At 63.5% G+C, this 26347-nt stretch carries 25 protein-coding genes and 1 pseudogene; 24 read left to right on the top strand and 2 right to left on the bottom strand.

Going from position 1 to position 26347, the window contains the following annotated elements; genetic code table 11:
* Positions 1–153: pseudogene (locus ABZ909_RS39820) on the top strand (1,4-dihydroxy-2-naphthoyl-CoA synthase); the annotation flags it as partial.
* Positions 154–262: 109 nt separating this feature from the next.
* Positions 263–1078, top strand: coding sequence for an alpha/beta hydrolase (locus ABZ909_RS39815; RefSeq protein WP_357010931.1), 816 nt, complete (start codon positions 263–265; stop codon positions 1076–1078).
* Here ABZ909_RS39815 and ABZ909_RS39810 read toward each other — a convergent pair.
* The gene (locus ABZ909_RS39810) at positions 1047–1886 is read right to left on the bottom strand and encodes a helix-turn-helix domain-containing protein (RefSeq protein WP_357010929.1); all 840 of its coding nucleotides are present in this window, start codon (positions 1884–1886) and stop codon (positions 1047–1049) included. The genes ABZ909_RS39815 and ABZ909_RS39810 overlap by 32 nt on opposite strands.
* Before the next feature lie 524 nt (positions 1887–2410).
* On the opposite strand from ABZ909_RS39810, the gene ABZ909_RS39805 reads away from it, so the two are divergent.
* The 9 genes from ABZ909_RS39805 to ABZ909_RS39765 all read left to right on the top strand — a co-directional run bounded on the left by ABZ909_RS39805 (position 2411) and on the right by ABZ909_RS39765 (position 12987).
* A complete protein-coding gene (locus tag ABZ909_RS39805) occupies positions 2411–2869 on the top strand; it encodes a hypothetical protein (protein ID WP_357010927.1) in 459 nt (152 codons plus the stop codon).
* Positions 2870–3269: 400 nt separating this feature from the next.
* Positions 3270–3638: a hypothetical protein gene (locus tag ABZ909_RS39800; protein WP_357010925.1), complete on the top strand. Its 369-nt coding sequence runs from the start codon at positions 3270–3272 to the stop codon at positions 3636–3638.
* Positions 3639–4564: 926 nt separating this feature from the next.
* Complete coding sequence (locus ABZ909_RS39795) at positions 4565–5554, top strand: ParB N-terminal domain-containing protein (RefSeq protein ID WP_357010923.1); 990 nt, start codon at positions 4565–4567, stop codon at positions 5552–5554.
* A 353-nt stretch (positions 5555–5907) separates the two neighbouring features.
* Positions 5908–7146 (top strand): SDR family oxidoreductase, encoded by a 1239-nt coding sequence (locus ABZ909_RS39790; protein WP_357010921.1) that lies wholly within the window; start codon positions 5908–5910, stop codon positions 7144–7146.
* Positions 7143–7343: a serine/threonine protein phosphatase gene (locus ABZ909_RS39785; RefSeq protein WP_357010919.1), complete on the top strand. Its 201-nt coding sequence runs from the start codon at positions 7143–7145 to the stop codon at positions 7341–7343. The genes ABZ909_RS39790 and ABZ909_RS39785 overlap by 4 nt, the downstream gene beginning before the upstream one ends.
* Entirely contained in the window at positions 7340–8092 is a 753-nt protein-coding gene (locus tag ABZ909_RS39780; protein ID WP_357010917.1) for a phosphatidylserine decarboxylase, read from the top strand. The genes ABZ909_RS39785 and ABZ909_RS39780 overlap by 4 nt, the downstream gene beginning before the upstream one ends.
* Complete coding sequence (locus ABZ909_RS39775; protein WP_357010915.1) at positions 8089–9258, top strand: hypothetical protein; 1170 nt, start codon at positions 8089–8091, stop codon at positions 9256–9258. Before ABZ909_RS39780 ends, ABZ909_RS39775 begins: the two co-directional genes overlap by 4 nt.
* Complete coding sequence (locus ABZ909_RS39770; RefSeq protein ID WP_357010913.1) at positions 9258–11531, top strand: MMPL family transporter; 2274 nt, start codon at positions 9258–9260, stop codon at positions 11529–11531. The genes ABZ909_RS39775 and ABZ909_RS39770 overlap by 1 nt, the downstream gene beginning before the upstream one ends.
* Before the next feature lie 214 nt (positions 11532–11745).
* Positions 11746–12987 carry an amidohydrolase gene (locus ABZ909_RS39765; protein WP_357010911.1) on the top strand — a complete coding sequence of 414 codons (1242 nt, stop codon included), beginning with the start codon at positions 11746–11748 and terminating at the stop codon, positions 12985–12987.
* A 12-nt stretch (positions 12988–12999) separates the two neighbouring features.
* Here ABZ909_RS39765 and ABZ909_RS39760 read toward each other — a convergent pair whose 3' ends face one another.
* Complete coding sequence (locus tag ABZ909_RS39760) at positions 13000–13902, bottom strand: LysR substrate-binding domain-containing protein (protein ID WP_357010909.1); 903 nt, start codon at positions 13900–13902, stop codon at positions 13000–13002.
* 104 nt (positions 13903–14006) lie between these two features.
* On the opposite strand from ABZ909_RS39760, the gene ABZ909_RS39755 reads away from it, so the two are divergent.
* The 13 genes from ABZ909_RS39755 to ABZ909_RS39695 all read left to right on the top strand — a co-directional run bounded on the left by ABZ909_RS39755 (position 14007) and on the right by ABZ909_RS39695 (position 26333).
* Complete coding sequence (locus ABZ909_RS39755) at positions 14007–14933, top strand: DMT family transporter (protein ID WP_357010907.1); 927 nt, start codon at positions 14007–14009, stop codon at positions 14931–14933.
* Positions 14934–15219: 286 nt separating this feature from the next.
* A complete protein-coding gene (locus ABZ909_RS39750) occupies positions 15220–15897 on the top strand; it encodes a GNAT family N-acyltransferase (RefSeq protein ID WP_357010905.1) in 678 nt (225 codons plus the stop codon).
* Between the two features lie 59 nt (positions 15898–15956).
* Positions 15957–17543: an NAD(P)/FAD-dependent oxidoreductase gene (locus ABZ909_RS39745; protein WP_357010903.1), complete on the top strand. Its 1587-nt coding sequence runs from the start codon at positions 15957–15959 to the stop codon at positions 17541–17543.
* A 20-nt stretch (positions 17544–17563) separates the two neighbouring features.
* Positions 17564–18130: a carboxymuconolactone decarboxylase family protein gene (locus tag ABZ909_RS39740; RefSeq protein WP_357010901.1), complete on the top strand. Its 567-nt coding sequence runs from the start codon at positions 17564–17566 to the stop codon at positions 18128–18130.
* 9 nt (positions 18131–18139) lie between these two features.
* Positions 18140–18859, top strand: coding sequence for a hypothetical protein (locus ABZ909_RS39735; RefSeq protein WP_357010899.1), 720 nt, complete (start codon positions 18140–18142; stop codon positions 18857–18859).
* The gene (locus tag ABZ909_RS39730) at positions 18856–19521 is read left to right on the top strand and encodes an iron-containing redox enzyme family protein (RefSeq protein WP_357010897.1); all 666 of its coding nucleotides are present in this window, start codon (positions 18856–18858) and stop codon (positions 19519–19521) included. Before ABZ909_RS39735 ends, ABZ909_RS39730 begins: the two co-directional genes overlap by 4 nt.
* 53 nt (positions 19522–19574) lie before the next feature.
* Positions 19575–21137: an AMP-binding protein gene (locus ABZ909_RS39725; RefSeq protein ID WP_357010895.1), complete on the top strand. Its 1563-nt coding sequence runs from the start codon at positions 19575–19577 to the stop codon at positions 21135–21137.
* Positions 21138–21143: 6 nt separating this feature from the next.
* Positions 21144–21923, top strand: coding sequence for an alpha/beta fold hydrolase (locus tag ABZ909_RS39720; protein WP_357010893.1), 780 nt, complete (start codon positions 21144–21146; stop codon positions 21921–21923).
* Positions 21920–22771 carry an alpha/beta hydrolase gene (locus ABZ909_RS39715; RefSeq protein WP_357010891.1) on the top strand — a complete coding sequence of 284 codons (852 nt, stop codon included), beginning with the start codon at positions 21920–21922 and terminating at the stop codon, positions 22769–22771. The genes ABZ909_RS39720 and ABZ909_RS39715 overlap by 4 nt, the downstream gene beginning before the upstream one ends.
* 31 nt (positions 22772–22802) lie before the next feature.
* Positions 22803–23498 carry a TauD/TfdA family dioxygenase gene (locus ABZ909_RS39710; RefSeq protein ID WP_357010889.1) on the top strand — a complete coding sequence of 232 codons (696 nt, stop codon included), beginning with the start codon at positions 22803–22805 and terminating at the stop codon, positions 23496–23498.
* Positions 23495–24193: an aspartate/glutamate racemase family protein gene (locus ABZ909_RS39705; protein ID WP_357010887.1), complete on the top strand. Its 699-nt coding sequence runs from the start codon at positions 23495–23497 to the stop codon at positions 24191–24193. The genes ABZ909_RS39710 and ABZ909_RS39705 overlap by 4 nt, the downstream gene beginning before the upstream one ends.
* Positions 24190–25635: a DUF6025 family protein gene (locus ABZ909_RS39700; protein WP_357010885.1), complete on the top strand. Its 1446-nt coding sequence runs from the start codon at positions 24190–24192 to the stop codon at positions 25633–25635. The genes ABZ909_RS39705 and ABZ909_RS39700 overlap by 4 nt, the downstream gene beginning before the upstream one ends.
* Complete coding sequence (locus ABZ909_RS39695) at positions 25632–26333, top strand: hypothetical protein (RefSeq protein ID WP_357010883.1); 702 nt, start codon at positions 25632–25634, stop codon at positions 26331–26333. The genes ABZ909_RS39700 and ABZ909_RS39695 overlap by 4 nt, the downstream gene beginning before the upstream one ends.
* Positions 26334–26347 lie beyond the last annotated feature (14 nt).

Genomic DNA, 26347 nt, shown 5'->3' with positions numbered 1-26347 from the left:
TTCAATCTCACCGACGACGGACTGGTCGGCCAGCAACTCTTCGCCGGCGAGGCGACCCGCCTGGCCTACATGACCGACGAGGCGGTCGAGGGCCGCGACGCCTTCCTCGAGAAGCGCGAGCCCGACTGGAAGCCCTACCCCTGGTACTTCTGAACTGACCTGCGCTATTGCGGATTTCGCCATGCTGTCCGGTCGGACCCACCTCTGGACAGAGTGTGCTCGGGCCGCGACAGCAGGCCGAAAGCACGGTTACGCTACGGCAATGCCGTACGTCAGTACCGATGGGGCCCGCATCTTCTACACCGACTCTGGTGGTCGCAGCAGCTCAGTCGTTGTGTTGAGCCATGGATTCTTCATGGACCTGTCGATGTTCGCACCGCAGGTGGAGTATCTGGAAGCGAAGGGCTTTCGGGTGCTGTGCTGGGATGCCCGGGGGCACGGTGGCACTGCTTCGGAGCCGCATCGGCCTTTCAGCTATTGGGATTCGGCGCGCGACCTGCTGGCCGTGATGGACGCGGCCGGCGTGGACTGTGCGGTCCTGGGGGGGATGTCGCAGGGCGGTTACACGGCTTTACGCGCCGCGCTGCTCGCACCGGAGCGCGTGGAGGCACTGATCCTGCTCGACACGGAGGCCGGTGACTCGTCCGACGAGCAGAAGGCCGAGTATCGCGAGCTGTTCGACGCCTGGACGAATCCTGAAGTGCCACTGGCAAGTCTGGCAGACGGTTTGGCGCCACAGCTGATCGGCGGCACGGCGGCCGATCAGGGGCCGTGGCGCGCTAAATGGGCGGCCAGTGACCGTTCAGCGATCATTCAGGCGGCCGCCTGCTTGACCGAACGGGAGTCTCTCCTTGATCGGTTGGGTGAGATCACCTGTCCCGCAATGGTTTTACGCGGCGAATTCGACGCCTCGAGCACTGCCGACAAGTCCGATGCGTTGGCTGCCGGACTGGCCGGGTCCGGTCCCGTGATGACGGTTCCCGGCGCCGGCCACGCAGCCAATTGGACGGCCCCAGGTCTGGTCAACGATGCGATCGGCGGATTTCTCAGTCGGTTGGCAAACTCGGCGGCCCGCTGAACGACTGGCGTATGCCGATGAACCACTGAAACGGTGCATCTACGCTGGGCACATCGGTAATCCGGACCCGCACACTGTAGGGCTCTCCGGTAGCCGGGTCACGCAGGTGCATCAAGGGCTGGTGGCGTTCGAAGTCGACGCGCTCGGCTAGATACATTGCCCGGAAGGCCGCGCATGAGCTGAGCCTGCCGAGCAGATCCAGAGCCCACTGTGGATTCTGGTACCTGCCCATGTGCCATCTGAACCAGTTCACGGTCAGCCGGGCTTCGTCCTCCCATTCGATCATTACCTTGTGCGACTCTGGGACCAGGAAGAACCAGACCAGTATGTTCTCCACTTCCGATAGCCGTGGATACGCGCGGGCGTAGGCTTGGTTGGCCCACAACACATTCCATCGCTCGTCGATATATCCCGACAGATGTGGAGCCAGGCCATCGGCAGCAGCGCGTAGATCGTCGGAGATCAGTTCACGCATCCCGGCGACCGGCATCGGTGTGTGGGTACGCGGGCCCGGAGTCTTAGGTGCAGCGAGATTGTGCATATGCTGCCGCTCGGCGGGCGTCAGCCGCAGTGCGCGGGCAATCGCGTCCACCACTTCGGGACTTGGCGAGGTCTTCTCGCGCTGCTCGATCTGAGCTATATAACTGGCGCTCACGTCACAGAGACTGGCCAGTGCCGGACGGCTGAAGCCGCGGGGATGGTCCGGGTGCCTCGAAGTCGTGCGGTGGGTTCGGACGAAGTCAGCGAGGTTGGGGGCCAGCAACTGGTCAATCTCGGTTTCCCCCACTGCAGTGTAGCCAGCGTTCACGGCGAGCAGGATACTCTCCGGGAAGCGATACAGCCGGAATGAGTTCGAGCCCATGCACACCGGAAACCCAAGTAGGAGCGTGGGTCCCGCCCATTCGAATCGACCACTGGCCAGAGGTGCCTCTGGTCAGCGTGCGCCCGGTGTCTTTACCGCCGCGATCCGGGCATGTTCTTATTTCCCTCGCACCGGCTCCTCGGACACCAACCTCAGAGTCGGTGAGTAGTTGCATTCGGCTCCGCGTATATCGGAAGCACCCAGAATGGTGCGGAGCCCGACAGTTTCCCTGCCTCGCAGGAGGAGGACGGGGACCCCGCTGCCAGGGCTGCGCGAAGGGGGCGCAGCCCTCGCAGAAGGGCGTGCACAGGGATTGGTAAGAGATGTCCACGGTTTTGCCGTGTCCGGCGTGGTGCGTAGAGCACGACGACCCGGATCCGTTCGCACCCGGCGATGGCGGTCACCATTGTGGCCGGAAGCGGCCGGTGCTGGTCGAGATACCGGCGCGGTCCGGGCTTCCAGTGTTGTTCGTGCAGTTGAACGCTCACGACTGTCATGGGCTGCGATACAGCTGGATCGATTTGGTTGCGCCGAGCCGCGTCTATTCCGAAATGACCGCGGCACAGGCACGGCAGCTTGCCGAGGCTCTCGTAGCCGGCGGGGATTTATGGGATTCCCGAATTCTGGCCGATGGCTTTCCGCAGGCCCATCCCTGCCCTCCGTGGTGTCGACAGCACGACGAGGCGATGGATCCACAGGCCGAACAGTGGCACAGCAGTCGGCCGTGGACGGTGCCGGTGATAGGACCGCAACTGTCCGGTAGCAGAGTCCGAGTACGGTTGTGCGCCAAAGACACCCGTTTCGATCGCCGACTGGCTGTGGGCCTGACGGTGCGCGAAGGCGAAACAACGGAGCTAACCGGCCCTGAGGCCCGCCGCATCGCGGCAGCGCTTCTGAATGCCGCGGATGACCTCGACAGCACCCTTTAGCCATCGGCTGGCAGCGTATTCGGCCGCTGCTTGCTCATGTCGAGCGCGCTGCCGTGCAGCAGAATGGCTGGCTGATCAATTTCGCGTAGGCGGCGGCGGAGAGCAGGCCGTCGGCAGCGACGCCCGCCGCCGGCTTGATGTTGGCGGGGTGGATCCGCGTGTTGTGGCGGCGACGGTAGCCGGCCGGATCTGGCTCGGCCCTCGCCGATGATTCGATCGGCAGAGTGTCGGTGTGGGGTGCAGGAGTCGTAAGAGCCTGCACACCCGGAGCCCAACGGCTGACCGGAGCGTGGAACTCATCCGGTGAGATTCGGCGCCGAACTCGGTTCCTTTTCGCGGATAGCGGCTGCATAGCGGCTGCGTGGCTGCCATGCTGCACTCGAGACGAAGGGGGAGGGCGATGTCTGACAGCACAGTCGGTACCGATGGGCTGCTGCGCTACCGGGTCTGGATCCTGGTCGAAAGGGCCGACGGTGACGACTCGATCTCGTTCAACGCCTATGGTCCGGTGCTGCCGCGGATCGGAGAGCGGTTGGAAATCAACGGCGTGATCGGCGAGGACCTCTCGATACTCGTCACCGCTATCGACCACGACTGGTTCCTCTCCGGCGAGGACACAGACTCGCTGCCGGTGACGGTGGTCGGGGAGATCATGAACCACCACGGCCAGAAACTGGCGAATCGGCTGGTGAACGAGCCAGGCGCACTGAAGGCCTGGTTGAGCCGGTTTCCTCTGCTCGAACCGGTCGAGGACGCGCTCGAGCCGTAGCCCCCAACTCTCCATGTGACTTGCATGTATGCACCGCTTCCGGCTGGACATGTACGTGCATTCCGAGGAAGCGACTGCACGTGCACGCGGATGTGACTGCACACCAAGGCATTTCGCACCTGGGAAGGCTGGGACGTAGATGTCGGTGGCGAACGGGGACACCGCGGTCAGCCCTGCAAGGACGAGGATCAGGGGTCCGACCCGGATCGCACACCCCGTCGGTGGATCGGTCGGTGGTGGATCGAAGATTCGCAGACCCAACTCTGCTGGATATCCATGCTCGAGGCAGAAGGCTGAATAAAGCACACTGCGCTACAGGGAATTCGGCGACCATGCGGAGAGTTGGTTGCAAAAAAGTAGCAGGGGTAATGAGCATGGTCAGGTCTCGGTGCGTGGCGTGATCAGAACTGGTTGCCGGATTCCGCTCACCGGGATGTGTTCGAACCGCATGTCGAAGCCGCTCTTAGTCTAGTGGCACCAGCTGACTCGGAAATATGCGACTGATTCCGTCGTACCGAGGGCATGCGAGCGGATGGGGGTTCACGGTTGGATACACGACGAGGTGCTGGACGGCCGCTCTCCGTACTGACGTGCAACTGCGGATGAGTCACGGTTGAACGCCACGATCGAGCCGATAATGCAAAATCCCATGGAAACGCGGAGATCATTCCGGCATGTTTATCGATATTGCATGCGGCCGAGAAAAAATGTTCAGCAATGTCCGTTGACAATCTCGAAATCGCACGTACCGTCGTTAGCGCGGCTAATCTGTGCGAGGAACCGAGCGTGAGGTAGAAATTGCTGGCAAGATGTTGCGGGGCCATCCGGCCGGCGTGCCCGTCATGGAATTACTAACCTAGCCGAGGGCTTCGGCGTTTCAGCGCACACAACAGTCACTGTAGTAACAAGAGCTAGCGGGGTAGCAAATGGATAGTTTCGACTGTCGCGTGGTTGCAAAAATCGACAATGTGTTGGACTGCGATAAGATCGTGGCGGAGATCGATCGACTGGCTTCGATTTTGCCTGTGAAGGTGCCGACGGCTGCGCTGAAGTACGCCGATTCTCCCCGGCTCGGGGGTGAGAATGCGAATCATATCGCCACGCTGTCCGAATCGGAGACGCAGTTGCCGCCTATTATCGTACATCGCGGGTCGATGCGAGTTATCGATGGCATGCATCGATTGCGGGTGGCCGAGATGCGCGGCGTTGGGGACATTGAGGTGGTGTTCTTCGAGGGCACCGAATCCGAAGCCTTCGCCATTGGCGTGCGAACTAATGTGAGCCACGGTCTCCCGCTTTCGGCGGTTGATCGCCGATCTGCAGCCAAGCGAATGCTGGAAATGCATCCATCTTGGTCGGATCGCTCGTTGGCAGAATTGACTGGTTTATCGGCGAAGACCATCGCCTCGATTCGTCGAACATCGGATGTTCCCGCCGCGGACAGCTCGACTCGACTCGGTCGAGATGGAAAGTCCCGGCCGGTGAACAGCGCCGCGGGTCGTATCCGAGCGAGTCGATTGATCAAAGAGAAGCCGCATGCCTCACTTCGCGAGATCGCGAGGGAGGCGGGTGTATCACCGGCCACTGCGCGCGACGTTCGAGAGCGTATGGACCGCGGTGAGGATCCGGTGCCGAGTAGATCCAGGCGGTCGCCGACGACCATCGAATGGTCCGTGGATCGAATTCAACTCATAGACGACCTTTTGCACGTCTTGCAAAGGGATCCGGCATTGCGCTCGACCGATTCCGGTCGGGCTGTTCTGCGTTTTCTGAATTCTCAGAGAATGGAGGCGAAAGACTGGGAGAAGTTGTATGCATGTGTGCCGCCCCATTGTGCGGAGAAAGTTTCCAGGATCGCACGGGAATTGGCTTTCTGCTGGATCAGTCTAGCGGATGTACTCACCGACCCGGGATAAGTCGAACAGATTTGGATGTTGCGCTGGCGCAGACACGACCTCGCCGCCACGGCGGCGGTCGATAAGTCCTCTCTTTGATGGTGTTCAACTGAGGACAGCGTTCGGTTGAACGTGCGTGACCGGACATGGTGATGTTCGGTTCTGTGTAAGTGTGAAAGTTGGCTTCGCCTCGACTGAAATTGGATTGATCCAACCGTTGACGCGAAGCCCAACGTCTGTGAAACTCATCGATCGTCGGAGATAAATGAACCCCGAAATATCGGATACCTCGATCGTGGGTTCGTCAGGCTAATCCGTAGCCAAGTATGTGCAACGGAAAATCTCCGCCAAACTACTGTCACCAGGAACGGCTCATGAACCATATTTCTCCCTTCGGTGATCCACTGCTGCGGCCCAAGTGGCCATACTCGGATGCGGTGATCAAGCCGGAGATCCAAGGCTTGCGGTTCGCCGGCAAGTACGCCGATGTCGCGGCATTGAGTGCGGGCGATCCAACCGCGCTTCGTCCCCATATCGACGACGAAACTCGCCGCCGCGTCGCAGCGATGTCTTCATCGCGACGAAAGACGGCATTGGTGTTCGGCGCGAACGGTTTTGTGGGCGCCCATCTGATCGGCCGGTTGAGTCGAGACCCTGCTATCGAGACCGTGTCGGCCGTTGTACGCCCGACTGCCGAGCAGACTGCGGGTCAGCGGTTGCAAGCGACGGTCGATCGTTACGCGATCGAAGTCGATGCGGCCAAGCTGCGAATCGTCGAGGGAACCCCGACCGAACGCCACTTCGGGTTGAGCGATGTCGAGTACTTCGAATTGGCCCGAGATATCGGCCACCTGTTCAATTGCGCCAGCTCGACCAGCTACACCGACAGCTACCTGGACCTTCGCAACGATTGGTTCATCAGCCTCCTGCGTATGCTGGAGTTCTCTGTCACGTCTACTCGCAAGCATCTCACCTATGTCGGAAGCATCGGCGCCCACCTGTATCAGAAGCCCGATGATTTTCGTCATCCCGACTCCTGGTGGTACTCCGGGTATGCGCAGATGAAGTGGGTGAATGCGACACTGCTCGGATGGCTGGCGCGCTCGGATACATACTCGGTCACCCTGTGTGAGGCGCCCTATGTCCTCGGTAGTACCGACCACGGCGTGGATCCCGGGCGAGTGTATACCTTTTGGCGGATCATCGAGTTGGCCATCGCGGTCGGTGCTATTTGGGACGGTCCAGGTATGAACTATGTCCCTGTGGATGTGCTCTGTGAAGTAATGACCACCAACGCGTTTGCGGCCTCGCCGCAGGCGCGCCTTTTGCCCAGCAACCCCGAGGGCTACGGTCACGACCTCTACGCAGAGCTGCTCGGACTGGATTTGGTCAGCTGGGATGACTTCGTCGAGCGTGTGACTTCACAGATCTCCCCCAAATTCGCCAAAACCATGCTGTCGGAGAATATCGACACGTTGATGCGGCTGGTTCACAAGCCCGAAGCGATTTTCCCGCCCGGCTTCGACACATCGTGGTGTGACAACCGCCGGCTTTTCGAGTTCTATTTCGAGAAGGCTCAATTGCGAACGTTGACTCCATTGTCGATTGGATGACGGTGTATGAGAACGAGCCGTCGTCAGTTCCGTTGCGCGATGCCGTCGATGTCGAAGAGTTTCTGAACTTCGCTCTGTCGCTGGGCTTCTACGCGGTGTGCGGCATGATTGGTCTTTTGCCGAAAAACGTGCGATACCGGCTTATGGGAACATTCGTCGGCTGGTCGGCAAAAGTGGATGAGAGGCGATATCAATGATCGCAAAACCCTGCTGTGTCGTAGCGTCTATCGTCGCTGCTCCGACATTCTGTCTGGGGTCGCTCTTCGTGTTCTGGCGAACGCGGTTCTTTTTTCGTGATCCACCGCGATGGCCGCCGACCGACCCGAGGGCCATCGTCGCGCCGGCCGATGGACTGATCACTTACATCAAGCGGATCGACAAGGGCGAAATACCGGATGCGGTGAAGAATGGACGTACCATCCCATTGACCGAATTCACCGGGCTAGGCGCGATATCCAACGGCGGCTACCTCGTTGGTATCTACATGACCGAGTACTCGGTGCACCGCAATCGCGCGCCGATCGCCGGCACCATCTGTTTTCGCCGGCACCGCGCCGCCGCGCCGTTCAATCGTTCGATGGCGCGAATCGGTGCGAACTTGATCACTCGTCATACCCCCTACGACGAGGGGTGCGACCATCTGCTGGCCAATGAACGCCTGACGATCGGTATCCGGCACGCCAGCGGTGCGGTCGTCACGGTGACCCAGATCGCGGACCTGTGGGTCAACCGGATCGTCGCTCGTGTTCGACAGGGAGACAGCGTCACCCGCGCACAGCAATACGGCATGATCCGCTTCGGTTCCCAATGTGATGCGTTCCTGCCGGACGAACTTGTCGCTGACATCGCAGTCCACCCTGGTCAGTATGTATTCGCCGGCAAAACCACCCTGGCCACCGCCTCGGCATCAGTTGCCGGGGACCAGGTGGACGGCGGTGCACCATGATCACCGTTCACGCGGTCGACACCGCATCCCAGTGGGCCGAGTTCCGCGGGGTCGGTAGGCAGATCTACCGCAATGATCCGTTCCCGGCACCGGACGATTCGATCGACATCGGCCGCGTGCTGAGAGACCCCCCGGCGGCGGTGGCGGCGACCCGGTGTTCACAGGCATTCATCGCCAGGGATGGGGACGTTGCGGTCGGTCGCATCGCCGCGATTCACGATCTGGGCTTCACCGAGTACACCGGCGAGAGCATGGGCTTCTTCGGGTTCTATGAAGCGATCGATCGGCAGGAGGTTGCCGATGCGCTGCTGCGTGCGGCATCGTCCTGGTTGGCCCGGCGGGGCCTCGCCGTGGTCTACGGGCCGTTCAGCCCGTCGATGTTCTACAGCGCCGGTGTCGTGGTCGGAGACGAGCCGAAACAACCCTTGGTGGGAATGCCACATAACCCGCTCTACTATGGCACCCAATTCGAAAAGTGGGGATTGGTCGCAGTCAAGGACTTCTACAGCTATCGGTTCGACGACCCCTATTTGCTATTTACAAATCCCGCATTCGCGCGGCACCGGCAAATATATGAAAGGATGCGCGCCCGCTCCAAGGTGACGTTCAGATCGATGAAATATAGAACGATCCGACGTGACGCGAAGATCGTCGCAGACCTTTACAACAAGGCGTTTGTAAAATTCTGGGGTTACTCACCGTTATCCGAGACAGAGTTGTTCGAGCTTCTGAAAATAATGCTCCCGATTCTGGACCGTCAACTTGTTCTGCTCGCGGAGCTGGAGGGTAAGCCCGTCGGATTCCTGATGGGCATACCCGACGTGAACCAAGCCGCGGTGCGCTCCTCGAGGTTCTCGTCGCGATGGACACGCGACCTTGCCACCCTGTGGCATCTCAAGCGGCCCGGACGGCACAAAGTGGTCGACAACGTCCGCGTCGACATGCTGTTCGTCGATCCCGATTGCCAGGATCGAACAATAGCTCTCTTGCTGATAATGGAACTGAGTCAACGGATGAAGAACAAGCGATACAAGAATGTCGAGGCGGCGCCGGTCCTGGACGACAGTGCATGGATGAAAGGTGCGGTCCTGACCCGCATCGAGCAGGCCCCGCACCGGGTGTACCGAATATACGGGCGCGAAATCGACCCACAGCATGCCCGCTGATGGGCGCCACACCGGCTTCACCAGGCCGCCAACACGATTCGCGACGAATCGGCTATCGCTGGGGTCGGCTCATCGCCCACCATCGATGGCTCGTGGTCATAGTGTGGGCGCTCGTCTCGATCGGTTCGGCGCTCCTATACCCGACGTTGCAAAACAGCCTGGTGGGAGTCGACTTCTCGGTTCCCGCAACTGAATCGAGTCGCGTCGATCAGCTCATCAACCGCCATTTTCAATCGTTCGGTTCCGAGCAACTGACCCTGACCTTCACCTCCAAGACCGCCACGGTCGACAGCGCGTCCTACCGCGCCACGGTCGACAACGTCACCTACGTAGTGCGCGCCACCGCTGGGGTTGTGGGAGTGATCGATCCGTACACACCGTTGATGTCGTCGTTACTGGTATCTGCTGACAAGACTTCCGCGATGGCGCTGGTGGGTATCAGCGGCGGTGCCCGCGAGCGCATCGAGGTATCCCGCCGGCTCCACGACCTGCTCCAGGCTTACCCCCGCCGCGACGTGAGTGTGGCACTCACCGGCTATTCGCCGATGACGGTAGATCTGACCACCGTGGAATCCGGGGATGCACGGCTCGCTGAGAGCATCGGCATCCCCATTGCTCTGGCCGTGCTCATCTTCGCCCTCGGCGGACTGATCGCCGGTGTCATGCCGTTGGTGGCCACCGGCATCGGACTCAACGCAGCGTTCGGGTTGTTCGCCTTGATGTCGAACTTCCTGAGCTTCGATAGCTTGGTCACCACGGTGTCCTCGATGATCGGGCTCGGACTGGGCATCGACTATTCGCTGTTCGTGGTCAGCAGATTCCGCGAGCAACTCGCCGCCGACGGTGTGAAATCACGGCGTGAACGTGAGCGGATCGACCACGCGATCGCCACAGCTATGGCGACGGCCGGTCACACGGTCGCGATTTCCGGTCTCGTGGTCATGATCGCGCTCGGCGCCCTCACCATTGTCGATGTTCCGGTGGTACGCAACATTTCCGTCGTCGTAGCCGTGACTGTCGCGTCCGTGCTGCTGGTTGCCTGGACGCTGCTGCCGGCAACATTGGCACTCCTCGGTCCTGGCGTGAACGCGCTCGGGCTTCCGAGACGGCTTCGGCCCTCGGATTCGACATCCGGATCAGTGGCAGGGTGGTGGTCTCGATGGGCAAATCAGGTGATCGCACGACCGTGGCGATACGTAGCGGTGGCAACATTGGCGCTCGTGCTCTGCGCGATCCCCCTCGGCTGGATTCGCTACGGCGTCGATATCGGAGCGGGCGCGCTTGCCGAGCAGACCAGCGGACGAGCCAACGCAATCCTGACCGGGAAATTCGCGCCTGGCACGATCTCGCCGATCACCATCGTCCTGACCGGCCAACACGACTCGCCCATGACGGACTCACAATTGCGGCGGGCCGCGTACCTCGAGCGCCAGCTGCAACGCGACCCTCGGGTCGCATACACCCAAGCCCAACACAGTGACGGCCGCGAACTGCTCGTCGCCATCGCCTCGGTTCCAATCGATTCCACTGCGGCCACGGACCTGATCAGTCAGGTCAGGCACTCGGCCGGCCAGCTGACCGCGAATGAAGGACCAGACATCGCTGTAGGCGGAACGACGGCATTGGTTGTCGACGCATCGGCGGAGATATCGGCAAAAGTGCCATGGGTTGTCGTGTTGATCCTCGGCTTCTCCTTCATCTATCTCGCTGTTGTATTGCGTAGCATCGTCATTCCCGCCAAGGCGGTACTGATGAACCTGTTGGCCACCGGCGCGGCGCTGGGGCTGACAGTCTGCGCTTTCCAGTGGGGGTGGGCCTCGGATCTGCTGGGTTTCCACAGCACCGGTTTCGTTCAGGTCTATCTACCGGTCACGGTCTTCGCTGTCGTGTTCGGCCTGTCGATGGACTACGAAGTGTTCCTCATCGGCAGAATGCGCGAAGGATTCCATCGCACCCGCAACAACGACACCGCAATCGTCGAAGGCATCGAACACACCGCCCGTCCGATCACCGCTGCCGCGACGATCATGATCGCCGTATTCGCCAGCTTCATCACCGCAGATGTCCTCGAACTCGAGCAATTCGGCTTCGCCCTCGCCGTAGCCGTCTTCTTCGATGCGGTGGTGGTCAGAATGATGCTGGTACCAGCAATGATGAAGCTTTTCGGCACCCGCAATTGGTGGCCCGGCATCATCGTCGACAAAACACCCTTACGGCGAACCGAGGCACTCGGTCCCGAGTCGAAGCCTTGCACGCAACTCCCGCTGAACTGATGCGCCACCGGCCGCGCGCCGCTCCTCGGCCTGATCTGTGCTCGACGCCGCAGTGCTGCAAGACATCTGCTTCTCGAATCGGCCGTGACCATCCGCCCGCAAGTTCTGCGGCCTTCGCGGGAGCTCGCTATTGTGCTGTGCAGGAGTCGATTTGGATCCACGGAGTGCGGGCCGGGACAGTCTCACGCTGCCGGCGGACCGGGGAGTGGGCGGGATGCTCGAGGCACTGTGGGCGAATTGCGACGGCTTGGCAGACGAGTTGGCGACCCTGTACCGCGATTTCCACCAGCACCCGGAGTTGTCGCTGCAGGAATTCCGGACTGCGGCGAAGATCGCGGATGTCTTGCGGCGGTCGGGTTTCGAGGTCGACACCGAGATCGGCGGTACCGGTGTCGTGGGGGTCCTGCGCAACGGTGAAGGACCCGTGGTGATGCTGCGCGCGGACATCGACGCGCTACCGGTGTGGGAGCAGACCGGCCTGCCGTACGCCAGTACGGTGCGGGCGGTCGACGCGACCGGGCGCGACGTGCCGGTCATGCACGCCTGCGGCCACGATATGCACGCGGTGTGCCTGCTCGGTGCCGCGACCCTGCTGGCGCGGGCGCGCGGCGAGTGGTCGGGGACCGTGCTGCTGGTCTTCCAACCAGCCGAGGAGCTGGTGCGCGGCGCGCGAGACATGGTGCGGGACGGTCTCTTCGAGCGCTTCCCGCGCCCGGAGATCATCCTGGCGCAGCACGTGGGTCCCCTGCCTGCTGGAGTCATCGGGCATCGCGGCGGCCCCGTCATGTCCGGCGCGGACTCGCTGCAGGTGACGTTGTTCGGCCGGGGCGGGCATGGCGCGCGCCCCGACACGACGATCGATCCGGTATTGATGGCCGCGCACATCGTCACCCGATTGCAGGCCATCGTCGCCCGCGAGGTGCCACCCGGCGAAACCGCCGTGGTCACAGTCGGGCGGCTCCAGGCGGGCACCGTGGACAACATCATTCCCGACACTGCCGAGCTGGGAATCAATCTGCGCGCCAACACCGAACGGACCCGGGCCCTGGTGCGCGCTGCGGTCGAGCGGATCATCCGCGCGGAAGCGCTGGCTGCGGGAGCCGAACGTGAGCCGGCGCTCGAGTGGTCCGCGTCCACCCCGATCCTCGTGAGCGACGAGGTCGCGACCGCGCGAACCGTCGCCGCGTTCACAGAGCATTTCGGCGCGGACCGGATCGTGCCCGTCCCGCCCGTGACAGCGAGCGAGGACGTCGGGATCCTCGGGGAGGCCGCCGCCGCGCCCACGGTCTACTGGTTCTGGGGCGGAATGGATCTTGCCGGGCGAGGCCTGTCGCCGGATCGCGCACCCACCAACCATTCCGCGGAGTTCGCCCTCGACATCGAACCCACCTTGACCACCGGCGTCGAGGCGCTCGTGGTCGCCGGCCTCACTTGGCTTGCGAAGCCGAACCTCTAGTGCAATAGCCAGTTACAAGGAAGAGTCGGCACTATACGATTGCCCGTCGTCGATGATCGTGCGTGCAGCGCCGACCATTCGCGCGACTGCGGGATGCCAGGGCCGGTCGGGCGGGCCGCACAGATACAGCGATCGCACGAGATTGTGTTTGATCGGAATCAAGACCACGTCGGATCCCTCCATCCCCGATGCCGATTCGGGCACGATCGTGACGCCGATACCCGCGCGCACCATGGAGAACAAGGTACTCAACTGACGCACCCGATGCGCGGGCAGGAATTCGGATCGTGCTCGGCGGTGGAGTTCTCGAATGTGCGGCTCACATCCTCCGGTGGACAGCAACAGTGCATCGTCGGCGAGTTCACCGAGGTCGACGACCGCCTCACCGGCGAGCGGATGGTCATTCGCGACCACCGCGCAGAAGCCGTCGCGGGCCAGCAGCACCGCCCCCGCTGGGACTTGGGGCGGGTCGACGAGCACGGCCGCGTCCGCCGTCGCGTCGGCGAGCCATCGGGCGATCTCTCCGTCCTCTCCTTCCAGGACAACAACTTTCACCCGGGGCAACTCCAGCCGCCACGTCCGCAGCAGCGCGGGGAGCACCGCGTGGCAGGCGGTCGGCGGGGCCGCCAGCGTGATGGTGCCGCTCGGACTGTCGCCGCGACCGCGCAGGATGTCCTCGGCGGCCGCCGAGGCCGCCACCGCGATTCGGGCATGCTCGAGAATCCCCCGGCCCAGGCCGGTCGGGGTGATCGGCACCTCACGTTCGACGACCGGCTGACCGCTGATCCGCTCGAGTGCGGCGATCGTGTGCGAAACGGCCGACTGGCTGACGCCGAGTTCGGCCGCCGCCGCACCGAATCCGCCGGCGTCGACTACGGCGATCAGCGTCTTGAGATGAGTGAGTGTGATGTCCATGAAGCTTCCTCATGACGTCATCAGTTCATGTCATTGGACTCATGTATAACCCATCGGCAGACTGAAACGCGACCCGACCGACCTCGTGTGAAGGGGGCCGCGCGATGACCCTGGTCGCTGCCCGCAGGCGAATAACCGACGACTGGGTGCCGAAATTCCTTGTCCTGTCAGCGATTTGGGGCACCAGCTTCGCTCTCATCAAACTCGCGGTGAACGCCGACGTCCCGGCGGTATGGGTGGCTCTGTGGCGCTGCGGATTCGGCGCGCTCGCCCTGGCCGTCATCTGCGCCGTCAGCGGCGAGGGCCTGCCGCGCTCCCGGTCAGTATGGGGTCATGCCGCCGTGGTCGCCGTATTGCTCAACGCGGCGCCCTTCACCCTCCTCGCCGTCGCCGAACAGCACATCAGCTCGGTGCTGGCGGGCCTGATCAATGCGACCACGCCGATCATGACCATGGGATTCGCGATGGTCCTGGTTCCCGGGGAGCCGCTGACCAGGCGGCGCGCCGCGGGCGTGCTCATCGGGCTCGCGGGCGTGGCCTGTCTGCTCGGCGTCTGGCGCGGACTCAGCGCCGACACCGTGGGCGGCGTGGCCGCCTGCCTGGCGGCGACGATGTGTTACGGCGCGGGCTTCGCCTACACCCGCCGGTTCTTCTCCTCCGGCGGCGGCTCCGCGGCGGCGCTGTCGCTGACCCAATTAGTCGCCGCCACAGTCGAATTGGCGGTCGTTGCCGCTCTGACGGGCAGCGCCTCGAACCTGCCCGGCTGGGCCGCGGCCGTCGGGTTGATCGTCCTGGGCACGATCGGCACCGGCTACGCCTTCCTGCTCAATATGCAGGTGATCGCCTCTGCCGGAGCGACGATCGCCTCGACCATCACCTACGTCGTCCCGATCTGGTCCACGGCCCTGGGCGCGCTGTTCTTCAGCGAGCCCGTCGGCTGGAACTCGGTCGTGGGCGGTCTCGTCATCGTGGGCGGCATAGTTGTCGCCCGCACCCAGCCGAGACGATCGGCCGCGGCCCCTGCCCCGTGACCCGAATTGCGGCTGGCCGCCGAAGGAGGACCATTAATCCGACTGATGGGTATGTTAATAACGAATAAAGCAATCCGATTATCGACCGGAACAGTGTTGTGAGGAATTCTCACGCCAATGCCGCGCCGATTGGTTCTTTCTGCCTTTATTGGGCTTGATAATAGGGGCTTAGTTTTGTTTCGTGAAGGTAAATCATCCCAGTCAGCGAGACGCTCCGGTTGTCATTGCCCTTGCGAAGAGTTAATGTTTCGAACAGCGAATTGCATACGACAGAGGGGGGATACCTTTGACTTGGCAGTTCACTGAGGATGCACCTCCTCCGCATACGCTGGAGAATGGTGTATTCATGGCAACACGGGACACCGACTATGCAAGTGTCGACGCCATATGGCGGGAAGTCTACGGGCACGAGTGCGGATGGCTGCCGCCGGACGCACCGGCCCTTCACGATGACCGATATCACGAAAATTCGGCATATCTGATCGCCGTCATCGGCGGTCGGGCTGTGGGCACCATGCGATTGGTGCGGGATTCCGATCTCGGATTACCGGTCGAGCAATTCGCCTCGATTCGGGAATTGCGAGGAGGCGGAAAGCGCACGCTGATCGAGTGCCAGCGCCTCATGATCGTGAGCCGACACCGGAACACCCGCGTCGCCGACATGCCGTACGGCGTGTTCGCGGCGCTGGTGAAGGGGTGTCTCCACTGGTGCATCAGGAACGGGTACACCCACATCGTCGCGGACCTGTTCCTCAATACCGAAACGACCCCGATGGCTCCCTTGCTGGCACTGGGATTCGACGAAACCGGAATCAAATTCGTCGATACCGAACTGTCCGAGCCTGATGAAAGCGTCGCGCTCCTGTTGGAAATCGGTGAACTCTTCTCGCGACCGTTCCGGTCCGGCAATCCCTTCTACCGGTATCTCATGGAACCGGACGCGAATATCGCCGTCTATTCCTGAGTGAATTCTCCGGTCGGCGCGCGCCGACCGGATTGTCAAGACCTCCGAGTGGAGAAACTATGTCAATTGCATCGGACGTTTATGATGTCGTGGTTATCGGCGGCGGCCCGGGTGGAACCATGTCGGGGACCCTGCTGGCCGATTTCGGGAAGAAAGTCCTGATTCTCGAGGCGGCGAAGTTTCCTCGGTATCACATCGGTGAGTCACTGTTGTCGGGCACTGCCGATTTGATGAAGAGAATAGGTGTTCTGGACCGGATGGAAAGGGACGGCTATATCAAGAAGAACGGCGTCGAGTGGGTCTGGGGAGAGGACCGTCAGCCATGGACGGTGTACTTCAAGGACGCGCTGGCGATGCCCTACGACTACGGCTATCAGGTCGAGCGTGACAAGTTCGACGAGCTGCTCCTCGACAACGCCCGCGAGTATGGGGTGGAGGTGCGGGAGGAACACCGGGTCACCGGTTTCGAGATCGGAACAGACGGCGTCTCGACGGTGACTGGGCAGGACGCGGCGGGCACCACGTTCACGGTGCGGGGGCGCTGGATCGTGGACGCCTCCGGCCAAGGCGGGATGGTCACCAAGAAGCTGCACAACCAGGAGTGGGACCCCTACCTGAAGAACCTTGCGGTCTGGACGTATTGGACCGATGCGAAGCGACCGGAGGGGTTCGACGCCGGCAATACCTTCCTGCCGACCTTCGACGAGGGCTGGTGGTGGTTCATCCCGCTGCGCGACGGGCGCACCAGCGTCGGCATGGTCGTCGACAGCAAGGTGTTGCACGAGCATCGCGACGGCGGCATGGAGGCCTACTACGCGCAGTGCCTGGCGAAAACGCCCGAGCTGGCGCAACGTCTGGACGGCGCGACCCGGGACGAGAAGCTCCACGTGGCGCGGGATTGGTCCTACATCTACGACCGGTTCGCCGGCGACGGGTACATCGCGGTCGGCGACGCCGCGTGCTTCATCGACCCGCTGTTCTCCACCGGCGTGCACCTGGCCATGCTCAGCGGCTTCCTGGCAGCGGTCTCGGTGAACACGATTCTGGACAAGCCGGACATGGATCGCGCGGAGATCCTCTCGTTCTACGAGACCGAGTACCGCAAGGAGTTCGCCCGGCTGCGCGCGCAGGTGTACTTCCTCTACGGCGGGCACGGCGGCAGCAAGGATTCGTATTTCTGGCACGCGCGCAAGCAGTTCGACGTACCGGGCATCGATCCGGAGAAGGCCTTCATCTCCTTGATCGCGGGGGCCTTCGCACATCGGTCGTGGTACAGCCGGTATCTGAAGCAGCTCGAGGTCCCCGAGACGCTGCGGACCACCATCGAGCAGATCTTCGACGGCAAGACGACCGGGATCAATGTCGATCCGCATCAACCCGTCGCGACCTCGTCCGAGATCAGCTACATCGACGATCTCGCGATCGATGGCGCGTATCTGCGGCGGGGGCGGTCGCTGGTCACCCCGGTCGGGGCCGCGCTGCCGGTGACGCCGCAGCTCGAGCAACTGCTCGCGCTCGCCGACGGCACCAAGAGCAGCGCCGAATTGGTCGAGGAACTCGTTCGCGCGACCGACGCCGCGCACGAACCCGTCCGCAGTCTGGTGCACGAGGCCGTCAGCTATGGGCTGCTGACGCCGACGGCCTGAGCCGAATCCGAAGGTAGACAATGGCACTCATCGATCTTCTCGACGACGACAGTGTTGCTCCCGAGATCTCCAAGCTCTTCGACGACGTTCGCGGCGAATACGGATTCGTCCCCAATATTCTGCGGGCAATGGCGCATTGCCCGGATCTGGTCACGGTCTTCGTGCCGCTGTGGGCTCAGATCTACAAGTCGCCGACCATCGGTTCGCGGCTGCGCGCGCTCGCGGCGCTCGGCACGGCCAAGGCGCAGGAATGCACGTATTGCGTGGCGCATATGACCGCGTCCGCGAAACGGGCCGGCGTTCCGGATGAACAGATCGTGGCGATCGGCGACCCAGCCGCCGTGCGGACGGCTTTCGATGAGCGCGAAGCGCTGATTCTGGAAACCGCCGACGCACTGACCACCGATCCGGACGGTGTCACCGCCGAGCTGAAAACCCGGCTACTGTCGGAATTCCGGCCGGACGAGGTCGTGAACATCATTCTGGCAATCGGCATGTACAACCTCACCAGCCGGTTTCTCAAGGCTCTCTCCATCGATGTCGAGAGCATCTTCGATGCCGCGGAAACTCGTCGAACCACAGTCTGAAGGCGAAACATGACGAACGCAACATTGCCCGCCGGTACCTCTGAACCGCTGAAGAACGAGATCATCGAGAAATACGGCCGGAACGCCTGGGATCTCATCCTGACCGTATATGTCAATTTCTATTATTCGGAGCTCGATATCATCGACCTGTGCGCGCGATGGCTGCCGCGCCGGAATGGTCTCCGAGAGAAGAACTTCCTGATCCGGCATGCCGCCGACGAGGTCGTCCACGCCCGGCTGTTCCGAGAGGGCGTAGAACGGCTCGGCCAGCCCTGGCACGGTTTCGACCACGAGCCCTACCGCATAGACGACATCAACGACCGTTTCGCCAAGCTGTTCTACAGCGACGACGAAGTTGAAGTGCTGATCGGACTGAATTTGTACGCCGAAGGCGTGCTGGCGATGGAAGAGCTGGCCCAACTGGCTCGCAGCGAATCCCCGTACTTCTATCAATTCGACCGGATCGAGCGTGAGGAACGCCGACACGTGGCATTCGGGATCACCGTCGCCAACGAGCTTCTCGAGAGCAATCCGGAAGCTCGGAAGCGGGCCGTCGAATATTGCAAATGGTATCAGGAACATCTGGACGGTTACCTGAGCGGACAGTTGAAGGAATCGATCAGCTGGGCGATGGATGCCGGATTCGTTTCCAGCGACTATATCGACCGGACGCGCGTGCGGTTCGGGGACGTGATGGCGAAGATCGGCATCGGAGAGGAATTGGCATGAACGGCTCCTATGACAAAGCGCTCGCGGAAACGGAATCCACGCTGCGGGCGGTGATCCTCGATCACCCGTTCATCGCGCAGATCCTCGCGGGGAAGCTGACCGAGTCGGTGTACGCGGCCTATCTGCGCGAGACCTATTACCTGGTCAATCAGACCCCCTATTTCCTCTCCGCGGCGGCCTCCCGCTGTGCGGAGGGCTGGTTGCAGGACTTCTTCCTCAATCTGGCCATCGAGGAACGTCATCACGACCGGCTGGCCGTGCAGGACCTGAGTCGGCTCGGCAATGACACGGGCGAGTACCTCGCGGGCCTCCCCGGGCTGGGGGCGTGGACGATGATCGGCCAGAACCACTGGGCCGTCACAATGAAGGATCCAGCCGCATTGATCGGATTCGCCGCCGCGACAGAGGGTCTCGGTGCGTCGCTGGGGCCCAAGGTCACCGCGGCGATGGTCTCCTACCCCTTCGCCGAACGCGCGCTCAACTTCTTGAAGGTGCATTCCGAGGAGGACCAGGAGCACATCGAGTTGGTCAAGAAGGCCTTCGATCGCGCGGCCACCACCGAGCATCGCTACGAACTCATGGTCACCACCTGGAATTACACCCTGCGCGCCTATGGACAGCTGTTCTCCGACGCGCTGACCCGGGGCGGCACCGGCGCATGAGCACGACGACAGCGGCACCGGCAGCATGTCCACTCCCCGCGATCCTGGACGCGATGACACACCAGCGGTCGGCGTCGATCTTCTTCCGGCGCGGCGGGATCTCACAGCAGGTGAACCACGCCCAGTGTCGCGCCGACGCGAACGGCGTGGCAGCGGCATTGCGGAAGCGAGGCTTCGGCCCCGGATCCCGGATCGCGATCCACGGAGCAACCAGCTACGAATGGGTCCTCGCCGATCTGGCGTGTGTACTGACCGGTGCCCTGTCGGTCGCGCTCTACCCCAGCGCCCCCCTTACCCGGGCACTGGCAACCATCCGCGAAAGCGGTTGCCGACTCGTGTTCACCGACCGAGCTGACGCGGCGACCGCAGCGGTGAGCGCTGGCCTCGATGTCATCTTCCTCGGTGACCGAACGAACGCGCCCGACGGCGTCGTTTCGGTGGCGGAACTCCTCACCACCGAAGCTGAAACCCCGATCGCGGCAACGGATCCCAGGAACGGTCCGTTCACGATCGTTTCGACCAGCGGAACCCTTTCTGAGCCAAAACTTTTCGCCGTGGCCGCCCCGCCACTGTTGTTCACCATGGATCGCTTCGCCGAGATCTACGGATTCGGGGCCGGGGACCGGCTGCTGTTGTATCTGCCGCTGTCGCATCTGCCGCAGCGAATGATGCTGTATTGGGGGCTGCGGGAGGGATTGGATTTCGTCCTGTCCGACCCGGCGCATTTCGTGACCGACGGGCACACCTTCGAGCCCACGCTGCATGTCACGGTGCCGCGCGTGCTCGAGCACATTCGCTGGCGCGCACGGAAAATGGTACCGGCCGATGCCCCCGAAGGTCCGGCGCTCACGCAGATCTACCAGACGTTGTTCGGGCCCCGCATCCGATCGATATTCGTCGGCAGCGCACCCACCGATCTCGCGCTGATGAGCGAACTGCTCGCGGCCGGGCTGCCGGTCTTCGAGGTCTACGGGACCACCGAACTCGGCATGATCGGGCTCAATACGCCCGCGGCGCGCCTGCCCGGCACTGTCGGGCAGCCCATTCCGTGGGGCGAGGTACGACTGGATCGCACGACCCGGGAAGTCCTGGTCCGCACGCCGACTCCGTTCATGTACGGCAGGCTCGTCGGCGACCGCGTCGAGCGTTGGGAGCCGGATCCGTCGGCGTTCGAATCGACCGGCGACGTAGGGGAGTTCGATGGGCAGGGATTCCTGCGGATCATCGGGCGGATACGGGACTTCGTGGCGCTGCCCAGCGGCGAGAAGGTCTTCATCGCACCGATCGAATCCGCGCTGGCGCAACGCACCGGCGCGGACCTGTGCCATCTCACGCTGCGCGCCGACGGGCGGCTCGCGGCGCTGCTGTTCTTCGAATCGCGTGCGGTCCCCGACGACCGGTTGGTGCTCGACGAGATCAGGCAGGCCAATGAGGGCCTGCATCCCTGGGAACGGTTGAAGGCCTTCGCCATTGTCGACCGGATGCCGACCGTCGAAGAAGGCTGCCTGACCGAAACGACCAAGCCGCGCCGCCACCTGATCGACCGGATACATGCCGCGAGCGCGGAGTGGCGACCGGTTGCCGGACCGGCTGGTCCCGGCACGGAAACGGAGTGAAATCCCATGCCACACATCGATCTCGACGACGGAACCATCGAATATCAGCGTCGCGGAGAGGGTACCGCCCTGATCCTGATGGCGACGCTGGGCGGCAGCTGGACGCGCCAGGTCGCGGGCCTGAGCAAACATTTCAGCACCATCACCTACGACATGCGCGGATTCGGCGACTCGCCGTCACGCACCGGGTTTCCCACCAATGCTCAGCATGCCGACGACCTTGCCGTGCTGCTCGATCGGCTGGACATCGATCGCGCGGTCGTGATCGGCATGTCGCACGGCGGCCTGGTCGCCCAGCATTTTGCCACCAAGCACGGCGATCGGCTCGCCGGGCTAGGCCTCGTCGCGACCTTCGCCGCCGCCCACGGACCGACCTCGCTGCTGCTGGGCATGCTCAACGGCTTCCTCGATCGCGGCGACCTGCCCGGGTTCTGGGAGGTCCTCAAGAGCATGCTGTTCTCGGCGAACGGCGCCGCGACCCTGTGGCGGCATGAAAAGGCCCTGCGCACAGCGATGTTCGACCAATATGACTGCGCGGCCCTGAGCAGCATCTACGGTCAGGCGCTCGAGCACGACAGCCGGGCCTGGTTCAGCCCGCCCGCCTGCCCGGCGCTGGTCGTCGGCGGCGCGGAGGACATCCTGTTCCCACCCGTGCTGACGAGCGGACTGGCCGACCTGCTGCCGGGCGCCCGGCTGGAACTGCTTCCGGCGGCTCACATTCCACCCGTCGAGCAGCCCCGGCAGTTCAACGCGCTGGTGAACGAGACGTTCGGAAAGCGGCCATGACATCGGGGCCGGTGCTGACCGGCGTCGAGAAAATGATCGAGCTGCCCGATGCGGACCTGCACATTTACGAGGCCGGACCGCGGAATGCTGAACCGCTGGTGTTGTTGCACGGGTTCCTCACCTCGGCGATCACGTGGCGCGGCGTGGCCGACGCGCTGTCCGAGTCGCACCGGGTGATCGTAGTCGACCTGCCCGGGTGCGGCGGGTCACCGGACCCACGTGCGAGGGAGTGGACCGCGAGCCGCGCGTCCGACCTGATCATGGGTTTGTTCGATGCGATGACGCTGGATCGCCCGACCCTGATCGGAAGCCAAATGGGTGGTTCCATAGCGGCTTTCGCTGCCGGGCTGCATCCGGACCGAGTGTCGCGGCTGGTGATCATGGCGGCCGGCGCGCTGGGCGAGGGCGCGGCCAATCTGACGCTGTATCGCGCACTGGCGACCCCGGTGCTCGGCCCTGTGCTGGCGGCGGCGTTCCCGCGGGGAGCGTTCACGAAGAAGTGGTTGGCCGCGCACGGTTCGGCCTTCGTCCCCGACCACGAGATCATCCGGACCTATCACGACCAACTGCGTAAGCGCGGCCACGTCATGGCACGCTTCGGTCTGGGTGTGCGGCTGAGCTACGGGGAATCGTTCGACGCACTCGCTCAACATCTTTTGGGTCTGGACGTACCTACGCTGCTCCTCTTCGGCGCAGCGGATCAGCTGGTTCCCCCGTCGACCGGACGCCGGTTCGCGGAGCTGATGCCGCGCTCCCGGCTGGTGCTGCTGGACGGGTGCGGTGACTTTCCCCAGGAGGAAGCGCCGACGGAGGTCGCCACCCAGATCGCGGCGTTCCTGGCCGAATGATCCCGGCGTACCTCGACTTCTGGAAGGGCCCATGCAGAACCTTCTCGACTATCTCCGCTCCGAGCTGGAACAAAACGGATACTGCCATCTGGCGAATCTTCCGGCGGGATTCGACCATCTCGGAATTCTCGCCGGGCTCGGCCCAATTCGTCCCCAATACCGCGGCGAGCTGGTTTGGGATCTGAAGCCCGAGCCGAATATGGACGATGTCTATCACTCGAACAACCGCGCGGCCCTGCTGCCGCACACCGAGGGATACGAGCTGAGCGGATTGCCACCGCGCTACATCGGGTTGTGGTGTGTGCGACCCGCCGCGGGACCGGGCGGCGAAACGACTCTCGCGGACGGGCATTCGGTGCTGTCGGTGCTGTCGGACAGCGACCTGACATTACTCAGGACGCACCAGTACGAGTGGAAGTCCAGTGAGGGGCTGGCGCGCCAGGGCATTCGGTTGCGCACCCGGCATCCCGTGCTGGAGGACCACGGCGGGAACACCGTGCTGCGCTTCTCCTACAACAACGCGGTGCGCGTCGAGGAGGGGCCGCTGATCAGATACCTCGAGCTGGGGCTCGAACATTTCGATCGGACCCGCGTCGCGCTGCGGCTCGCGCGCGCCGACCTGCTGGTCTGGGACAACTGGCGAATGTTGCACTCCAGAACGGCTTTTCGGGATCCAGGACGGCATCTGAAGCGGGTATTGATCGACGCGAAGGAGGTCGCCGAGTGACCTCGGTTGCCGCGCCACCCAGAATCGGCGTCATCGGTGGGCTCGGACCGCTGGCCGGTGCCACCTTCTACCAGCGACTCGTGGAATTGACGCCTGCCCGCGACGACCGGCAACACCCGGAGGTGGTGATGATCTCCGACCCGAGAATCCCGAGTCGGCTCGACCATCTGCGCGGCGAGGGGCCCTCGCCGGTCCCCGCACTCCAGCAAGTCGCACGGAGGCTCGAGCAGCAGGGATGCGACATCGTGGTCATCACGTCCTTCACCACGCACGCCTACCTTCGGGAAATCACCGACGCGATCGACGTACGGGTGCTCGACGGTCTGGTCGCCCTGTCGCAAACGCTGTTGTCCGACCGGGTGCTCCGTCCCGCGGTCGCCATGACGACCCCGGCCCGCTCGCTGGCGCTGATCGATACTGCGCTCCGGAGCAGCGGGCTGGCGCCGCAATACCCCGACGACGCCACCCAGGACGAGATTCAGGCAACCGTCGAATCTGTGAAGCAGGGCGCACCACCGGATGCGCTGGCCGAGCGGTTGCGGGTGCTGTTTCACCGCGAGTGGACGAACGGCTCCGATGCCGTCGTCGTCGGCTGCACCGACCTGTCCGCGTTGCGAGTTCGCGATATCGGCACCGCGTACGACGCGGCGACCGTGCTCGCGGGCGCGACGCTCCGGGAAGTGGGGGTGCTGTGAATCCGCTGCTGGCCGGACTCGGTTTCACCGATCCGGCGACCGAACGAGAGTGGGGAGCGCTCGTGGCGGGTGAGAGTGGCTTCGCCTGGCGGCATCTCGGTCGCGGCGAGATCCGCACGGGCCAGGCCGTCGAGGCCATCCGGGCCGCCGGAACGACACCGCCACGCAGCGGCCATATCGGTGACTGGGGTGATGTGTGGACCGGGCGCAGTACGGTGCTCGATTACAACCGGGTGGTGTGCGAGATACTGAAGATCGGCTATCCGCTGCTGTACGACTTCAGCCAGACGGAGACATCGGACGGTGCCGGAGATGCCTTGTTCCAGCCCGGTTCGGTATTCGACGGCGGCGTGCGCACGGCCATCAACCTATTCCGTTGGCAGGCTGGGAGATTCGTCGAACACGACCGGTCGCAGCCGCTGTTCGTTCCTTACACCGAGGGCGGGTCGGGTGCTGAGCGCCTTCCGCTGACGGCCTTTCATCGGGCCCGCACCCAGCGACAGGGAATCGCGGACGTTGGATATCACTCCCAGCTGTTGAGGGCCAATTATGGAGCGGCACACTCGATTCTGACGGTCCTGAGCGATCGTGCGAGCGGGGACGCCGCGCTGCGGCAGATCTTCGATCGCGTCGCGTTTCGCGACGGTCATATCGAGCGGCAAGCCCCGCTGCGCGAGGGCCGGGGATTCCGGGTCGGCGTGACGTACTACCCGGACCTGGCAGCGCTGATCGACGCGAGCCTGCTGCCGGCCTGGATCGCAGGCGCAGACGAAGAACTCGGCGACTGGCTCGCGCAAACCCCCGAATGCGTACCGCTGGCGACCGTCGAGGTCGCGTCCCTGCTGCACGCGTTCCTCGGCGCGCACCGCACCGAACGCCGCCCCGTGGGCACCGGCGAGGCCGAGGTTCACATGCACTGGGGCGCGCTCGCGATGGCGGGCAGCCCGCCGGTCAGCCGCGGGTATTTCGCGCGGCGCGTGAACAAGTCACGGTGGATGTACGACACCGTCGCGCGTGAGCTGGCTTGGGCGTCGCCGATCTTCTTCGTCCTGGCCCCGGTGTCGCCGTACTTCCTGTGGCTGCCGCAGTCCCGCGTGGCCGAGCGTGCGGCGATCGAGACACTGATCGAGCGGACCCGCGCGGCGTGCGGACCATGGCCACCCGAGCCCGGACGGCTGGTTCCGATCGTGGCCGGGGTTGTCGAGAACTGGATTGCCGAAAGGGAACCCAGCCGATACCTGGTCGCGCGTTTTCAGTGGGCGGACCGCACGAGTCCCGTGGGCGTCGCATTGGGCGCGAGTGAGCTCGTCGAGCCCGACGGGTTCTCGGCGCTGACGATCAGCCAAGCTTGTCTGCTGGTGGGAACGCTGGTCAAGGCGATGGCTGCCAGGCCCGCCAGCGGGGTCGGCACCTCGGCCATCGATGCGCAGGCGAGCGCATGACGACCCCGCCGATCGACCGAATCCTGATCACCTCACGCGATTTCGACGAGTACATCGCCATGTTCGACCTGAGCGAGGCCGACCTGAGCACCGCGCCGATTCTCGACTGTCCGGGTGGTGCAAGCGATTTCGCGTGTGTTGCGCGTTCGCGTGGCGCGCGGGTCACCAGTGTCGATCCCATCTATGCCTGGCCGCCGCAGGAACTGTCCGCCGTGGTGACCGCGGAGATCGAGCGCGGCGTCCGCCGCTCGGCGACCGCTCCCGAGCTCTACGACTTCTCGTGGGCGGGCGGAGTGGAGCGCTACATCGCGCGCCGACAGCGCGCCGCCCAGTCGTTCCTCACGGACTTCATCGCCGAGCGTGATGGTGGCGGTTCGACGAATTATGTGGCGGGTTCGCTTCCGTCCCTGGGATTTCCGGACCGCTCGTTCGGCCTCGCCCTGGTACCGAACCTGTTGTTCGCGTACTCGAACCTCTTCGATCGATCGTGGCATCGCGCATCGGTGCGGGAGCTGATCCGAGTAGCCGACGAGGTGCGCATCCATCCGATCACCGACACCGCCGGGTCACCCTACGGTCAGCTGGACGTACTCCGGGACGAGCTGGCGGCGGACGGTATCTCCACGCGAATTGCCCACGTGCCGTGTCGCCTTCGCCGCGGAACCGAGGAAACACTGGTTTGCCTGCGCGGCGACTAGGTCCGACCACACGA

The organism is Nocardia sp. NPDC046763 (genome assembly GCF_040645495.1).
In the GTDB taxonomy this organism is placed as follows: Bacteria; Actinomycetota; Actinomycetes; order Mycobacteriales; family Mycobacteriaceae; genus Nocardia.
This window is presented reverse-complemented; position numbering and strand designations above follow the sequence as displayed.

Excerpts from the sequence above, each read along its gene's own strand:
- ABZ909_RS39735 (WP_357010899.1), top strand. The coding sequence starts at position 18,140 with ATGACGAACGCAACATTGCCCGCCGGTACCTCTGAACCGCTGAAGAAC.
- ABZ909_RS39770 (WP_357010913.1), top strand. The coding sequence starts at position 9,258 with ATGGGCGCCACACCGGCTTCACCAGGCCGCCAACACGATTCGCGACGA.
- ABZ909_RS39815 (WP_357010931.1), top strand. The coding sequence starts at position 263 with ATGCCGTACGTCAGTACCGATGGGGCCCGCATCTTCTACACCGACTCT.
- ABZ909_RS39790 (WP_357010921.1), top strand. The coding sequence starts at position 5,908 with ATGAACCATATTTCTCCCTTCGGTGATCCACTGCTGCGGCCCAAGTGG.
- ABZ909_RS39745 (WP_357010903.1), top strand. The coding sequence starts at position 15,957 with ATGTCAATTGCATCGGACGTTTATGATGTCGTGGTTATCGGCGGCGGC.
- ABZ909_RS39695 (WP_357010883.1), top strand. The coding sequence starts at position 25,632 with ATGACGACCCCGCCGATCGACCGAATCCTGATCACCTCACGCGATTTC.
- ABZ909_RS39785 (WP_357010919.1), top strand. The coding sequence starts at position 7,143 with ATGACGGTGTATGAGAACGAGCCGTCGTCAGTTCCGTTGCGCGATGCC.
- ABZ909_RS39760 (WP_357010909.1), bottom strand. The coding sequence starts at position 13,902 with ATGGACATCACACTCACTCATCTCAAGACGCTGATCGCCGTAGTCGAC.
- ABZ909_RS39710 (WP_357010889.1), top strand. The coding sequence starts at position 22,803 with ATGCAGAACCTTCTCGACTATCTCCGCTCCGAGCTGGAACAAAACGGA.
- ABZ909_RS39795 (WP_357010923.1), top strand. The coding sequence starts at position 4,565 with ATGGATAGTTTCGACTGTCGCGTGGTTGCAAAAATCGACAATGTGTTG.
- ABZ909_RS39755 (WP_357010907.1), top strand. The coding sequence starts at position 14,007 with ATGACCCTGGTCGCTGCCCGCAGGCGAATAACCGACGACTGGGTGCCG.
- ABZ909_RS39775 (WP_357010915.1), top strand. The coding sequence starts at position 8,089 with ATGATCACCGTTCACGCGGTCGACACCGCATCCCAGTGGGCCGAGTTC.
- ABZ909_RS39720 (WP_357010893.1), top strand. The coding sequence starts at position 21,144 with ATGCCACACATCGATCTCGACGACGGAACCATCGAATATCAGCGTCGC.
- ABZ909_RS39715 (WP_357010891.1), top strand. The coding sequence starts at position 21,920 with ATGACATCGGGGCCGGTGCTGACCGGCGTCGAGAAAATGATCGAGCTG.
- ABZ909_RS39765 (WP_357010911.1), top strand. The coding sequence starts at position 11,746 with ATGCTCGAGGCACTGTGGGCGAATTGCGACGGCTTGGCAGACGAGTTG.
- ABZ909_RS39730 (WP_357010897.1), top strand. The coding sequence starts at position 18,856 with ATGAACGGCTCCTATGACAAAGCGCTCGCGGAAACGGAATCCACGCTG.
- ABZ909_RS39740 (WP_357010901.1), top strand. The coding sequence starts at position 17,564 with ATGGCACTCATCGATCTTCTCGACGACGACAGTGTTGCTCCCGAGATC.
- ABZ909_RS39800 (WP_357010925.1), top strand. The coding sequence starts at position 3,270 with ATGTCTGACAGCACAGTCGGTACCGATGGGCTGCTGCGCTACCGGGTC.
- ABZ909_RS39725 (WP_357010895.1), top strand. The coding sequence starts at position 19,575 with ATGACACACCAGCGGTCGGCGTCGATCTTCTTCCGGCGCGGCGGGATC.
- ABZ909_RS39780 (WP_357010917.1), top strand. The coding sequence starts at position 7,340 with ATGATCGCAAAACCCTGCTGTGTCGTAGCGTCTATCGTCGCTGCTCCG.